Genomic DNA, 13,615 nt, shown 5'->3' with positions numbered 1-13,615 from the left:
GGCCCCCTGGCACGCCGCCAGAGGGCCTTCTTCTCATATCTTCCTTCGCCCGCCCGGGCTTACAGGTCGCGGCGGCTGAAGCGCCACATGGCCGCCGCCACGGCCAGCGCGGCCAGCACGGCGGCCCAGACCGCCAGCGCGGCGGGAATCGGCTCCGAGCCGAAAAAGGGGTTGGCGCCCCGGGTCCGCTGGCTGATCTGCAGCAGCACGTCGGGCTGCAGGTGGTAGCTGGCCCCCAGCCACAGCGAGTTGGTGGGCATCACGATGTTGGCGGCGCGGCCCAGGGTCGCCAGCGTGGGACTGTCGGCAAAGGTGCCGATGGCGCTGAGGATGCCGCCCGTAAAGCCCGCGCCGTACAGCACGAACACGCCGATGCCGTTGGCCAGGGTGGTGAACAGCGTGCTGCCCAGCACCGTCAGGGCGGTGAGCAGGGTCACGGCGAGCAGGATCAGGCCCAGGGCCGGCACGGGCGCGGGCGGCAGGTAGCCGGTGATGGCGTACACCCCGCCGATCAGTGCGGCCCCCAGCAGCGCCACGTACACCACGTTCACGACCGTAAAGCCGATCCAGCGCCCCAGCACCAGCTGCGCGCGGCTGATGGGCCGGGCGATCACGCTCTGCATCACGCCGTTCTCGATGTCGCCGCTCACCGAGCCGACGGTGGACAGCACCGACATCAGCGCTCCCAGGAAGTACACGAGGTACATGCCGAACATCGCGGCGTACATCACCGGCAGATTGGACAGCCCGCTCAGGCTGCGCCCGTCCAGCCCGGCGTCCAGCGAGCGCTGGTCCAGATTGAGTTCCAGGCGGTAGATGCCATACAGGTAAAACCCGATGAAAGCCGTGCTGAGAATAAGCAGCACGCTCACCAGCCGCTTGCGGGTGGCCTCGCGCAGCGAGAGTTCGGCGATCAGCAGGGCGTTATGCATGGGCGGCCTCCGGGACCGGACGGTGGGCGGCGGTGCCCGGTCCCGCCTCGATCAGTTCCAGGAACATCTGCTCCAGGTCCGGGCGGCGCGGGGTCAGGGCGTAGAGCCGCGCACCACTCGCATGAATCGCGTCGGCCACGGCGGGCAGCGCGTCGGTCCGGGCCAGCCACAGCTCGATGTCGGCGCGGCCCGGGGTCTGGGTGTCGGTGTGGCGGACCTCACCCAGCCGGGCCAGGGCCTCGAGCAGGCCCGGACGCAGCGCGTCCACCCGGATGCCCACCGGAATCACACCGCCCATCAGCTCCTGCATGCTGCCCTGCTGCAGTACCCGGCCCTCCTTGACGAAGGCCACCCGGTCACACACCTGTTCCACCTCCGAGAGCAGGTGGGAATTCAGGAACACCGCCACGCCCTCGGCGCGCAGGCCCTCGATGATCTCGCGCACCTCCACCCGGCCGATCGGGTCCAGGGCGCTGGTCGGCTCGTCCAGAAAGACCAGCCGGGGACGCGCCAGGATCGCTCCGGCCAGCCCGCAGCGTTGCAGCATGCCCTTGCTGTAGCCGCCCAGCGACTCGCCGCCGCGCCCGCCCAGGCCTACCGTTTCCAGCACCTGCGGCACCCGGGCGCGCAGCTCATCGGCCCGCATGCCCGCCAGCCGACCGTGAAAGTGCAGAAACTCCTCCCCGGTCATCCACGTCTGAAAGCGGAACTGCTCGGGCAAAAAGCCCAGCTGGGCGCGCACCGCCGGGTCGGCCGGCGATCCGCCGAGCACCCGCATCTCGCCGCCGCTGGGCAGGACCAGGCCCAGCAGCATCTTGACCGTGGTGCTCTTGCCCGCGCCGTTGGGTCCCAGGAACCCGAAGACCTCGGCCGGCTCGACCCTCAGACTCAGGCCATCCACCACCGCGCGGCCCCGGTAGACCTTGCGCAGGTCGTGCGTTTCTATGGAGGGAAGGGCAGCGGCGCTCATACAGGCAGCATAGGCCTTCACGGCGCGCGGCCTCATGCGTCAAAGGTTGCAGTCTCTCACACGGTCTTGGGCGTGTCCCGGCCCCGGCAGCGGGGACGGTTGTCCATATTTATATTTAGCTACGACTAACGGCAAGACCCGGTACGGCACGCCACAATGGCGGCAGTGAACGGCCCCCTTCCCGACCCGGTGTGCAGTCCGCCGCCGCCGCTGCCACCGGGCGCCGGCGTGCCACGGCCGCTGCTCGCCCGCTGGGAGGACGCGCAGGACGACACGCAGCGTGCCTACGCCCTGAATGCCCTGGCCCGGTACGTGCAGCTTTCCTCGTGGGAGGCCGCGCGGCAGCTGGTGGAGGGCGCGCTGGAACTGGCGCTGCGGGCCGGTTCGGCCGACGCGGCGGTCGAGGCGCTCACCGATCTGGCCATCATCTGCACCGAGACCTCGGCCCAGGTGCTCGCGCTGGAACACGTCGCCCACGCCCTGCGGCTGGTCAAGGAACACGCGCTGACGCAGCGGCATCCCGGCGTGATCAACGCCCGTGCGCTGACCCGCCTGACCGCCGGGGACGAGGTGGGCGCGCGCCGTGACCTGACGCTGGCGCTGCGGCTTGCCCGCGCCGCCGGGGCCGGACACACGGCGGCGTTTGCCCTGGTCAATCTGGCGTGGCTGGCGAGCGTGAGCGGCCAGCCCGAGCTGGCCCTGCACCAGCTGAGCCTGCTCGAGGAACAGCTGGTCACGCTGGAACGGCACCTGCAACACGAGATGTGGCCCTTCGTGCACGAGGGCCGCGCCCACGCCTACGTGGTCCTGGCCCGGCAGGCCCGCGAGCGGGGGCGGGCGCAGGCCGAGGCCGAGGCGGTACGGCGCGGGCTGCAGTCCATCATCGCCTGTCACGCCGCCCTGGTCGACTCGCCCGACCGGACCGTGCTGATGCTGTGCGAGTCCCACCACTCGCGCCTGAAACTGCTGGCCGGCGAGGTCCAGGCCGCCGCCCACCACGCCTACGCCTCGCTGAACCATGCCGAGGCCCTGAAATATGTCAGCTACCCGGAACCCTACCTGGCCCTGGCCGAGGTCCACCTGGCCCGCCACAACTGGGAAGCGGCGCAGCCGGCCTTCCGCCGGGCGCTGGAGGTGGGGCGTCAGCACGGACGCTTCCGCGAGAACCAGCGCATGCTGGACATGATGGCGCAGTGGCAGGAGCGGGCCGGGGACCTCGCGGCCGCGCTGGCGACCACCCGCGAGGCGCTGGAGGAGGGGCGGCTGTTCATGGACCGGCTCGCCGAGGCCGAGGCGCGCATGGAGGAACTGGACGCCGAGCCCACCCTGACCGACGACGGAGCGCACTCGTGGCAGGAGCGGCTGCGCCTTGCCGAGCAGCAGGCCCGCGAGGACATCCTGACCGGCCTGCTCAACCGGCGCGGCCTGGAAGAGGGCCTCCGGCGGCTCTCGGCCGCCGCCGGATCACCCGACCAGCCCGCGCCTCCCCTGCTGGTGGCCTTTGTGGACATCGACCACTTCAAGCGGGTCAACGATCTGCTCTCGCACGCGCTGGGCGACCAGGCGCTGCGGACGACCGCCCAGCTGCTCGCCGCCACCCTGCCTGCAGGCAGCCTGCTCGGCCGTTATGGCGGCGAGGAGTTCGTGGTGGCCCTGCCGCTGCCCCCCGACGAACCCGACCCGGCCGGAGCCGCCCACGCCCTGCTCGACACCTGCCGGGCCGCCGTGGCCCGCCACGCCTGGGAAAGCCTGCTGCCCGGCATGACCCTGACCATCAGCATCGGGTATGCCCTGGGCCATCCCAGCGGGCTGGACGGCCACCTCAAGGTCGCCGACGAACACCTGTATCAGGCCAAACGCCGGGGGCGCAATCAGGTGTATCCGCCGGTGGCGGCGGATGCGGGCCCTGCAGCCTCCCACAATTGAAGACGGCCGGCCCACCACAGGAGGACCGGACCGCAGGCAGGTGGGAATCAGGACGGGTTGAGGATGTCCTCGATCTTCTGCTGCACGTCGTCACTTAAGCGCACGCCGGCCGCCTTGACGGTGTCCTGGATCTGGCCGACCTTGGTGGCCCCAGTGATCACGCTGCTGACCCCCGGCTGGCGCAGCAGCCACGCCAGCGCCAGCTGCGCGCGCGTGATGCCCAGATCGTCGGCGATGGGCTTGAGATCGCGGACCTTCTGGATGTTCTCCTCGGTCAGGAAGTTCTTGCCCCAGTTCTCCTTCTCGGTGAGGCGGGCGCCCTCGGGCTTGCCGTCGTCATACTTGCCGGTCAGCAGGCCCATGGCGAGCGGACTCCAGACCACCAGGCCGATGCCCGCGCCCGCCGTGTACGGCAGGATCTCCTTTTCCACGCGCTCGCGGCGCATCATGCTGTACTCGGGCTGCTCGGTCACGGGGGCGTGCAACCCGTGGGCGCGGGCAAACTCGACGGCCTGGGCGATGCGCGCGGCCGGCCACATGGACGTGCCCCAGTACAGCGCCTTGCCGTCGCGGATCACCTGATCGAAGGCCATCACGATCTCCTCCATCGGCACGTCCGGGTCGTAGCGGTGGGCAAAGTAGATGTCCAGGTAATCGGTGCCCAGACGCTTGAGCGACTTGTCGATGCTCTCCAGCACATGCTTGCGGCTCAGGCCGCGGTCGTTCACGTCATCGCTCATGGGCCAGAACACCTTGCTCGACAGCACCAGAGTGTGGCGCGGCAGTTCGCGCAGCACCGCGCCCATCAGTTCCTCGCTGCGGCCACGCGCGTACACGTCGGCCTGATCGAAGAAGTTGACTCCACCCTCGTAGGCGGCGGTCACGATGTCGCGGACCATCTGCTGCTCGTTCACGCCCACGCCGTAGGTTTCCCAGCCCCCCAGCGCCACTTCACTGACTTTCAGACCACTTCTGCCAAGATTCCGGAATTCCATGACCGGTACTTTAACTCTTAAAGCATGGGAAGGGCGTCAGGTCAATGCTGGGTAAAGGGGCGGGGGCCCTGAGCAAAGCGCGCAACGGGAACGCCTACGCCTCAGCGCTCAGGAGTTCGGTCAGCAGACTCAGGTCCAGATTGCCGCCGCTGACCACCGCGACCACCGGGCCAGGGCCAAAATCGTGGCCGCCGTACAGCGCCGCCGCCACCGTCACCGCGCCGCTGGGCTCGGCCACCAGATGGGCACGCCGGGCCGTGTCGCGCACCGCCCGGCGCAGCTGTGTCTCGCTGACGGTCACGATGTCGTCCACGTGGGCGCGGATGTGCGCCCAGGTCAGTTCTCCCAGCTGCTGCACGCGCAGGCCGTCGGCCAGGGTGCGGGCGACCTCCCCGGCTTCCCAGGAGACACGCTCTGCGGCGTGCAGGCTGGCGCGCGCGTCCGCCGCGAGTTCGGGTTCCACTCCGATAACGCGCACGTCCGGGCGCAGGCCCTTGACCGCCGCCGCCACGCCCGAGATCAACCCGCCGCCGCTGACCGGCACCAGCACGGTTTCCACGTCCGGCCGGTCCTCCAGAATCTCCAGCCCCACCGTGCCCGCTCCGGCGATGATGTGCGCGTCGTCGTAGGGCGGCACCGGGGTCAGGCCCCGGTCGCGGGCCAGTTCGGCGGCCCTCGCCGCACGCTCCTCGCTGGCGTTGCCCACAAGCACGACCTCCGCGCCGCACGCGCGGGTGGCCTCCAGCTTGGTCCGCGGCGCCCCGGCGGGCATCACCACCACCGCCGGGATACCCAGCGCCCGCGCGGCGTGGGCCACTGCCCCGGCATGGTTGCCGCTGGAATGCGCGACCACGCCGTGCGCCCGCTGTGCCGGAGTCAGCGACAGCAGCTTGTTGAACGCTCCGCGCAGCTTGAAGGCTCCGCCGTACTGCAGGTTCTCGGCCTTGAGCCACAGCGCGGGCAACGCGGGAAAAGGCACCAGGGGCGTGCGGTAGATGCGGCCCTGCAACCGGGCGTGGGCGGCCTGAATCTCGGCGGGGGTAACCAGCGGGGGGTGGGGGGGCATGAACGGAACCTCCTGCGCCGTACGCTAGCGCGCCGCTAGCATGAAGCGCATGACGTCCCTGATCCCTCTGGCCCCCGGTGTGTGGTACCTGCCCGGCGCGGTGAACAGTTTCGTGGTGGCCGGCAGCGGACAGACGGCGCTGCTTATTGACACCGGGCTGGACGATGCTCACGCCCGCAAGCTGCTGCGGGTGCTGGAGGAAGCGGGCCTCACGCCGGGCGGCATCATGAACACCCACAGCCACGCCGACCACCACGGCGGCAACCGCCTGATCCTGAAGCGCTTTCCCGATCTCAAGGTCTTTGCGCCGCCGCTGGAAGACGCCGTGATCACGCACCCGATCCTGGAGCCGCTGACGCTGTTCGGCGCCCGCCCGCCGCGCGAACTGCAGAGCAAGTTCCTGCTCGCGCCCCCCAGCCCGGCCCGCCTCGCCCCCGAACCGGGCCTGTCCCGGATTGGCGGGGCGGACGTGGAACTCATCGAGGTGGCCGGACACGCCTCCCTGATGTACGCCGTGCGGGTGGGCGAGGTGCTGTACGCCGCCGACGCCCTGTTCGGCGAGGACGCCCTGAACAAGCACCCGCTGACCTTCTGTGCCGATTCGGGGCTGCAAAAACGCAGTGCGGCGAAGCTGGCCCGCCTGGAAGGGGTCCGCACGGTGTTGCCCGGCCACGGCAATCCCACCTCCGACCTGGCCGGACTGGTGGCGGCCAACCTCGCCGCCTACGAACGCACCACGGCGGCGGTGCTGCGAGCGGTGCAGGCGGGCGAGGCCAGCATTGACGAGCTGCTCGCCCGCGTCTGCGGGGCGCTGGGGATCACCATGACGAACGCAGGCGCGGTGGTCCTGAACCGCGCGGTGGTGAGCGCACACCTCACCGAGTTGCTGGAGGGTGGCCGGCTGGAGATGAAGGTCATGGACAACAAGCTCATCTTCAGCGCCCAAGCGTAAAGGAATCCGCATGGTCCGCTCCGCGTGGCCAGGGGTAGCGTGGAGCCATGACCAAAAAGAGCAAGGCTCCCGAACAGGCCAAAGCCAAAGCCGCCAGTCAGGCCAGCAAGGCCAAGGCGGCCAAGCCCGGTGTGGTTCCTAGCGGTGAGGCCAAGGCCGACGCCGCGCACCTGGACACCGCCTTTAACGCGCTGGTGGACCACAACTACCTGACCGAGCAGGAGTTCACCACGGTGGCCGAGACCCTGCAGCGCAACCTCGCAACGAGCATCAGCCTGTACCTGAAGTTCAAGAAGTACCACTGGGACATCCGGGGCCGCTTCTTCCGCGACCTGCATCTCGCCTATGACGAGTTCATCGAAAAGATCTTCCCCAGCATTGACGAGCAGGCCGAGCGTCTCGTGGCCCTGGGCGGCAGCCCCATCGCCGCGCCCAGCGACATCGAGCGCTACAGCGTGGTCAAGGTGCCCAACGAGACCGTCCGGGACGCCCGCGCGCAGCTCGCCGATCTCGTCAACGACCTGACCCGGGTGTCGCGCGGCTACCGCGACGACAGCCAGACCGTGGACGAGGCCAACGACCCCGCCACCGCCGACATGTACAACGGCTACGCGGCGACCATTGACATGATCCGCTGGATGCTGCAGGCCATCATGGACGACGACCGCCTGAACTGAGCGGCGAAGTCAGAGCGTGTGGGCGGGCTGCCGGATGTTTCCAGCGGCCCGCCTCCGTGTGGTGCGGTGCCTGAGAGGTTCGTCTGAGAGGTTCGTCCATGCCCAAATTCGACTATTCCCTTCACTACGCAGAACTTGATCTGCGCGCCCACCCCGAGCTGTACCGGGTCGGACGGGGCGAGCAGGGCGTGCTGCTGGTTCAGCCCTACAAGGGCGAGTTGTTGCCGCACTGGCGCTTCGCCACACCCGAGGCGGCCCGCGAGAGCAGCGAGGCCATCTTCGGCATGTTCGAGGAGTATCTGCGGGCCGGCGACTTCGTGGGCGCGGACATGGCCCGTAAATTTCTGCAGATGGGCTTTACCCGGGCGCGGCGCTACGCCAACCACAAGGGCGGCAAGAAATACGACGGTCCCGTGCCCCAGGACAAGAAGGGCCAGAGCGGGGCCCACGGCCGCGCCGAGTTGCCCCGCCAGCCCGAGGACCCGGTCAAGGCCGAGGCCGCCCGCATCTTCAAGGCGCGGTGGGACGAGGCCGAGGCGAACGAGGACTATGCCCGGCTGAAAAAGGCCCACCGCGCACAGTACGGCTGAGGCAGCGGGTTGGGCCTCAGCCGGGAAGCCCTTCTCCTACCCCCTCGCCCGCAGCCGCCAGCAGCCCGACCAGGCCCAGCGCGAAGCCGTCGTTGAGGCGCGGCCAGTCGGGCGGAAACGGCTGGGTGTAGGTGACCTCGTTGGGCACCACCACGACCCGCAGGCCGGCGGCGACGGCGGCGAGGCCACCGTTCAGGCTGTCCTCCACCGCGAGGCACTCCCCGGGGCGCAGTCCCAGCCGCCCGGCGGCCAGGGTGTACAGCTCGGGATCGGGCTTGACCCGCCGCACGTCGTCGCGGGTACACAGCACCTCGAACAGAGAGCGCAGTTCGTGCTGTTCCAGCCAGTGACTTACCCACTCCCGGTCGCTGCTGGTCGCCAGCGCCAGCCGCAGTCCCGCCGAGCGCACGCCCTCGAGCACCTCGCGCACGCCGGGGCGCAGGTCCTGTTCGGCGATGTCGGCCAAGATGCGGGCGCGCAGCTCGGCGTGGACCTGTTCGCGCCGCTGCTGCACGGTCTCGGGCAGGCCGGCCCACGGATCAAAGGCGTCCCAGGTGCCGATGCCGCGCTGCCACTCGGACAGCGACAGCTCGCGCCCGTGTTCGCCGTACAGCTGCTGCCAGTGGTAGAACTCGCGGGTCTCGGTGTCCAGGATGGTGCCGTCGAAATCGAACACGACGGCGCGCAGGGGGGAAGTCATGCTCCGCAGTGTAGAGGCCGGCTCCCGGCCCCCGACTTTAGGGGGTCTCAACCTTTTTGAGAACGGCAAGGGCCCGGCGAGCCGCTAGGCTGTCCCCGCGATGGTTGAGTGGATTCAGAATCTGATGGACAGCCTGGGATACTTCGGCATCCTGCTGCTGATGATCCTGGAGAATGTCTTTCCGCCCATTCCCAGTGAAGTGATTCTGCCCTCGGCGGGCTTCGCGGCGTCGCGCGGCGACCTCAACGTGGTGGGGGTGGTGCTGATGGGCACGCTGGGCAGCGTGCTCGGCACCCTGCCGCTGTATTACGTCGGACGGGTCTTCAGCGAGGACCGGCTGATCGAGTGGGCCGACAAACACGGCAAGTGGCTGGCCCTGAGCGGCAAGGACATCCGCAAGGCCGACGACTGGTTTGACCGCCACGGCGCGGGAGCGGTGCTGTTCGGGCGCATGGTGCCCGGCATCCGCAGTCTGCTGAGCCTGCCGGCGGGCATGAGCGAGATGCCGCTGCCCAAGTTCCTGCTGTACAGCGCCCTCGGCTCGGCGCTGTGGTCGAGCCTGCTGACCGGAGCCGGCTACCTGCTGGGCGAGAACTATGACCGGGTGGAAGAGTATGTCGGGCCCATCTCGACGGTCATTGTGGGAGGGCTGCTCGTGGCGGCGGCGATCTGGCTGGTGCGGCGCCGACAGCAGGCCAGGGCACAGGCGCAGGAATAGCACCAGGAGGAGCACACTGACGCCGGGTTGACCGCGCCGGAGAGCGGCCCCTGCGCCGCCGTCTCAAGACCTCCTGGCCTCAATGCTCCATGCGGATGTGCGGCAGCCGCCGGTCCAGCCACGCGGGCAGCCACCAGTTCCAGCGGCCCGCCAGCTTGAGAAAGGCGGGCACCAGAATGAGGCGCACCACCGTGGCGTCCAGGGCCACAGCCACCGCCAGGCCCAGGCCGATGCTCTTGGTGGCGATCACCCGCCCGAACATGAAGGCGGCAAAGACGATGAACATGATCACGGCCGCGCTCGTGATGATGCGTGCGGTGTGGCCCACGGCCAGCACCACCGCCTCGTCGTTGCTGGCTCCCCGCAGATGTTCTTCCTGCACCCGCGACAGCAGAAAGATCTCGTAGTCCATGCTCAGGCCGAACATCACCGCGAACAGCAGCACCGGCAGCGAGGCGTCCAGCACACCCACATCGTCGGGAATGCCCAGGGGCCGGGCGAACACGCCCTGCTGGACGACCAGGGTCACCACGCCCACCGCCGCCCCGACTGTCAGGGCGTTCATGACGATGCTCTTGAGGGGAATCAGCACGCTGCGAAAGGCCACCATCAGCAGCACGAAGGTGCCCGCGAACACCGTGAGGATCACGCTGGGCAGCGTGCCGGTGATCGCGCGGCTGAACTCCTCACCGCCCACCGGCGCGCCCCCCAGCAGGTAGGCGAAGCCGCTGCCGCGCAGCGTGTCACGCAGCCGCGCCTCGAAGGCCGCGATGTCCTGGGCCCGCAGGGTGTCGTCCGGCACCACCGTCACGCGCAGCAGGGTGCGGTCGGCGCTGAACGAGCGGCGCGTCAGGGCACTCAGGGCGTCCAGGCCTCCGCCGCCTGCGCCGAGGTCGGCGGGTGTCAGGAAGGGGCTCAGGACGGCCTTCACGCCGGGCAGGGCGCGCAGCTCTTCCACCACTGCCTGGAATTGCCCGCGCTTCGCCGGGGTGTAGCGCTCGCCCTGCAGGTCCAGCACGACCTCAAACTGGCTGAGCAGGCCGCCCGCGCCCAGCCTGCGCACGTCGTCCAGCGCGTCACGGCTCTCCACACCCGGCACCAGCCCCCAGGCCCCCGCATACCCCGTCTTCATGGTCAGGGCCGGCGCGGCCAGGATAAGCAGCGCGGCGGTGGGCAGCAGCGCCCCCAGCCACGGACGCGCCGTGACGCGCCGCGCGAAGGCCGTCCAGCCCGCCGAAGCGCGTGTGCTCTGTGCCCACGTGACCTTGAACAGCCGGGGGCTGTTGACCCGCTCGCCCAGCAGCGCCAGCAGGGCGGGCAGGGCCGTCAGGCTCGCGAGCACCGTGAGCAGCACCGCCAGCACCCCACCGATGCCGATGCTGCGCACAAAGGCCACCGGGGGCAGGATCAGGCCCGCCATGGCAATCGCCACCGTCAGGCCGCTGAAGGCCACGCTGCGGCCCGCCGTGGCGACCGTGCGCCCGGCGGCGGCGCGGCTGTCTCCCCCGCGCCGGAGTTCCTCGCGAAAGCGGTTGACCATCAGCAGGGCGTAGTCGATGCCCGCGCCCAGACCCAGCATGGTGATGACGCTCTGGGCAAAGGTGCTCACCGGCATCAGGAAGGTCAGGCCGTACAGCGCCGCCATCGCCACGCTGATGCTCAGCAGGCCCACCACCAGCGGCAGCCCGGTCGCCACCAGAGCACCGAACACGAGCAGCAGCAGCCCGGCAATCAGCGGCAGGGCCGTGAACTCGCTGCGTTTGGTATCGGCCTCGGCAAAGGCGGTGAAGTCGTCCGCAATGGCCTGCCCACCGGTCACGCGGACACTCAGGGCCGCCGAGCGCTCCGTGGCCTGAAAACCGCGGACATACGCCCGCACGGCGCTCAGGGCCGGGGTGCCGCCGTCTCCCAGGGGAATCTGGGCCACCGTCAGCGCGAGCCCGCCGTCCGGGGCCTGTGTGGGCAGCGGGCCGCCCGGCGTGGCCGCCACCACCCGCGACACCCCCGGCACCCGGGCAAGGCCCGCGAGAAACGTGTCGTAGGTGGCCTGCCCCTGTGGGGTGGTCAGCGGCGGCTCGCTGCGCGTGACCAGGATGGCCGTGTTGGTATCGCGCTCGCCAAAGCGGTCGCGCAGGAGGTCGGTCACGCGGGTCGCCTCCGAGTCGCTCAGGCCCCCCGCCGGATCGGCGTTCAGGGCAGCCGGGGCGCGGGCTGCCAGCGGAAGGCTGAGCAGCGCGGCCAGTCCCCACACCAGCAGCACCGTCCAGGGATGGCGGGACGCGAGACGCGACAGAAGTTGCACGCGCCAACTCTAGAGCACGCCTGCCCGCGGCCTGGCAGGCCCCACCACCCTCATGACGCCCCCGGAAAGGCCGCGTCAGTGCCCCCAAAGAGGGGGGAGCCGATGTGATGTTCCAGATAGCTTTTGCCGCAACGACATGAAATGCTTCGCGTTACATGAAGCTGGCATTAAGAGAGTTGACCTTGCGTACGGGAACCGTCTCGCTGTGTTTGGCCTTCGGCGAGAAGGGCTTACATATCACGACGCATCACCCGGTTCGCGGCGGCGGCGGACTTGTCCTGAGCCGTGAGCAGCTGCGGGAATTACGGACCTGGCTGGACGAGGTTGAAGAATCGGAGCCGGCGGCCGAGACGGAACTCATCGCCGCCTCCTGAGGGCCACCGGCCCGGGGAAGAGCACCGACCGCCGGCTTCTGTGGGGGTGCGCCGCTGCCCGCCGCCATAAAACTTCTGCCCGTGTGCCTGGCCCCTTTAACGGCCAGGCACACGGGCAGAAACCTTAGAAAAAGCCGCACCAGACACGCACAGGCCGGAATCCCCCTGAGGCGCGTACGGCCCACCCTCCAGGGACAGGAGCGGGATATGGCCGGAGGAAAATAAAGAAGAAGCCCCTCTAGGAGGGACTTCTCTGCTGGTCGAGGCGGCGAGATTTGAACTCACGACCCCTACCACCCCAAGGTAGTGCGCTACCAGGCTGCGCTACGCCTCGCTGCCAGCCACAGAAATATAGACGGTAGGAGCGGATCGGTCAAGGGCCGCGCGCGGAGGGCCCTTCCAGGCGGGCCGCTCGTGCGCCTTTTGCCGGTCCATTCATGCCACGATGGCACAGATGTTTCAGGCGCTCAGCAGTGTGCTGCTTCCCGTGGTGATCGTGGCCGGCCTGGGGGCGCTGCTGGCCTCGCAGATGCGCATCGATCAGCTCACCATCGCCCGGCTCTCCATGTATCTGCTCATTCCGGCCCTGGTGCTGGACGTGATCCTGCGCACGCCCGTCCACGCGGCCGAGGCCGGTCAGCTGGGCGTGGCCTTCTTGCTCGTCATGGGCCTGTCTCTGCTGCTCGGCTGGCTCACCGGCCTGGGCCGCCCCGACGCCGAGCGCCGCAGCCTGAGCGCGGGCGCGGGCATCTGGAACAGCGGCAACATGGGGCTGCCCATCGCCCTGTTCGTGTTCGGCGAGGGCGGCTTTGACCGGGCCACCGTGGTGTTCCTGGTGTCCATCGTCGCCATGTACATCGTCGGCCCGGCCCTGTACGGCTCCGCCTCCGGCCCCGACCAGCGCTCCGGGCCGCGCGGTATTTTGCGCTCGATCTTCCGGCTTCCAACGGTGTGGGTGGCCCTGGTCGCCCTGATCCTGAGGCTGCTGAACGTGCCGGTGCCGCAGGGCGTGACCCGCGGGGTGTCGCTGCTCGCGCAGGCCACCCTGCCGCTGGTACTGCTGTCGCTGGGGCTGCAGCTGGGAGCGGGGGGCTGGCCGCCGCTGAACCGCCGGGTGTGGCTGGCCAGCGCAGCCCGGTTGATCGGCGGCCCGCTGATCGCGCTGGGCGTGGGCAGGCTGGTGGGCCTGCAGGGGCAATCGCTGGCCGTCCTGATTCTCTCGGCAAGCATGCCCACCGCCGTCAATGCCCTGCTGATCGCGCAGGAGTACGGCGGCGACGCCGGGACGGTCTCGGGCGTGGTGCTTGTCACGACCCTGGGATCGGTGCTGACCATCGCGGCGGTGGTGGCGCTGCTGCCGGGGCTGGGGTAGGGCAAGCCGCCGGCCCGCTGCGGCCACCCTATCCTGAGCGC

General features: G+C 69.6%; 13 protein-coding genes and 1 tRNA gene. 7 read left to right on the top strand and 7 right to left on the bottom strand.

Annotation, left to right across the window (positions count from 1 at the left end):
- Positions 1 to 59: 59 nt before the first annotated feature.
- Together IEY21_RS09050 and IEY21_RS09045 are read right to left on the bottom strand one after the other, a co-directional pair.
- Positions 60 to 932 (bottom strand): ABC transporter permease, encoded by an 873-nt coding sequence (locus IEY21_RS09050; protein ID WP_188903585.1) that lies wholly within the window; start codon positions 930 to 932, stop codon positions 60 to 62.
- Positions 925 to 1,902 carry an ABC transporter ATP-binding protein gene (locus tag IEY21_RS09045; protein WP_188903583.1) on the bottom strand — a complete coding sequence of 326 codons (978 nt, stop codon included), beginning with the start codon at positions 1,900 to 1,902 and terminating at the stop codon, positions 925 to 927. Before IEY21_RS09045 ends, IEY21_RS09050 begins: the two co-directional genes overlap by 8 nt.
- A 165-nt stretch (positions 1,903 to 2,067) precedes the next feature.
- Here IEY21_RS09045 and IEY21_RS09040 point away from each other — a divergent pair, with 165 nt between their 5' ends.
- Entirely contained in the window at positions 2,068 to 3,828 is a 1,761-nt protein-coding gene (locus IEY21_RS09040; RefSeq protein ID WP_188903581.1) for a GGDEF domain-containing protein, read from the top strand.
- A 47-nt stretch (positions 3,829 to 3,875) separates the two neighbouring features.
- Here IEY21_RS09040 and IEY21_RS09035 read toward each other — a convergent pair whose 3' ends face one another.
- Together IEY21_RS09035 and IEY21_RS09030 are read right to left on the bottom strand one after the other, a co-directional pair.
- Positions 3,876 to 4,823, bottom strand: a complete 948-nt coding sequence (locus IEY21_RS09035; protein WP_188903579.1) for an aldo/keto reductase family protein — start codon at positions 4,821 to 4,823, stop codon at positions 3,876 to 3,878.
- Between the two features lie 94 nt (positions 4,824 to 4,917).
- Entirely contained in the window at positions 4,918 to 5,889 is a 972-nt protein-coding gene (locus IEY21_RS09030) for a threonine ammonia-lyase (protein WP_188903577.1), read from the bottom strand.
- 49 nt (positions 5,890 to 5,938) lie between these two features.
- Here IEY21_RS09030 and IEY21_RS09025 point away from each other — a divergent pair, with 49 nt between their 5' ends.
- The 3 genes from IEY21_RS09025 (at position 5,939) to IEY21_RS09015 (ending at position 8,108) form a co-directional block, all read left to right on the top strand.
- The gene (locus tag IEY21_RS09025) at positions 5,939 to 6,841 is read left to right on the top strand and encodes an MBL fold metallo-hydrolase (protein ID WP_188903575.1); all 903 of its coding nucleotides are present in this window, start codon (positions 5,939 to 5,941) and stop codon (positions 6,839 to 6,841) included.
- A 47-nt stretch (positions 6,842 to 6,888) separates the two neighbouring features.
- A complete protein-coding gene (locus IEY21_RS09020; RefSeq protein ID WP_188903573.1) occupies positions 6,889 to 7,518 on the top strand; it encodes a Dps family protein in 630 nt (209 codons plus the stop codon).
- Positions 7,519 to 7,616: 98 nt separating this feature from the next.
- Positions 7,617 to 8,108 (top strand): DUF4385 domain-containing protein, encoded by a 492-nt coding sequence (locus IEY21_RS09015; RefSeq protein WP_188903571.1) that lies wholly within the window; start codon positions 7,617 to 7,619, stop codon positions 8,106 to 8,108.
- 16 nt (positions 8,109 to 8,124) lie between these two features.
- Here IEY21_RS09015 and IEY21_RS09010 read toward each other — a convergent pair whose 3' ends face one another.
- Positions 8,125 to 8,808, bottom strand: coding sequence for an HAD family hydrolase (locus IEY21_RS09010; protein ID WP_188903569.1), 684 nt, complete (start codon positions 8,806 to 8,808; stop codon positions 8,125 to 8,127).
- 100 nt (positions 8,809 to 8,908) lie between these two features.
- On the opposite strand from IEY21_RS09010, the gene IEY21_RS09005 reads away from it, so the two are divergent.
- The gene (locus IEY21_RS09005) at positions 8,909 to 9,526 is read left to right on the top strand and encodes a DedA family protein (RefSeq protein ID WP_188903567.1); all 618 of its coding nucleotides are present in this window, start codon (positions 8,909 to 8,911) and stop codon (positions 9,524 to 9,526) included.
- 79 nt (positions 9,527 to 9,605) lie between these two features.
- Here the strand turns inward: IEY21_RS09005 and IEY21_RS09000 are convergent, their stop codons facing one another.
- Positions 9,606 to 11,828, bottom strand: a complete 2,223-nt coding sequence (locus tag IEY21_RS09000; protein ID WP_188903565.1) for an MMPL family transporter — start codon at positions 11,826 to 11,828, stop codon at positions 9,606 to 9,608.
- A gap of 155 nt (positions 11,829 to 11,983) precedes the next feature.
- Between IEY21_RS09000 and IEY21_RS08995 the strand changes: the two genes are divergently transcribed.
- Positions 11,984 to 12,202 carry a hypothetical protein gene (locus tag IEY21_RS08995; protein WP_188903563.1) on the top strand — a complete coding sequence of 73 codons (219 nt, stop codon included), beginning with the start codon at positions 11,984 to 11,986 and terminating at the stop codon, positions 12,200 to 12,202.
- Between the two features lie 257 nt (positions 12,203 to 12,459).
- Here IEY21_RS08995 and IEY21_RS08990 read toward each other — a convergent pair.
- Positions 12,460 to 12,536 (bottom strand) — tRNA-Pro (locus IEY21_RS08990).
- A 111-nt stretch (positions 12,537 to 12,647) separates the two neighbouring features.
- Between IEY21_RS08990 and IEY21_RS08985 the strand changes: the two genes are divergently transcribed.
- Positions 12,648 to 13,574 carry an AEC family transporter gene (locus tag IEY21_RS08985; protein ID WP_188903561.1) on the top strand — a complete coding sequence of 309 codons (927 nt, stop codon included), beginning with the start codon at positions 12,648 to 12,650 and terminating at the stop codon, positions 13,572 to 13,574.
- Positions 13,575 to 13,615 lie beyond the last annotated feature (41 nt).

It is taken from the genome of Deinococcus aerophilus, assembly GCF_014647075.1.
GTDB lineage: Bacteria > Deinococcota > Deinococci > Deinococcales > Deinococcaceae > Deinococcus > Deinococcus aerophilus.
Note: the sequence above shows the minus strand (reverse complement) of the source record. Positions and strands in the feature narration are given on the sequence as shown.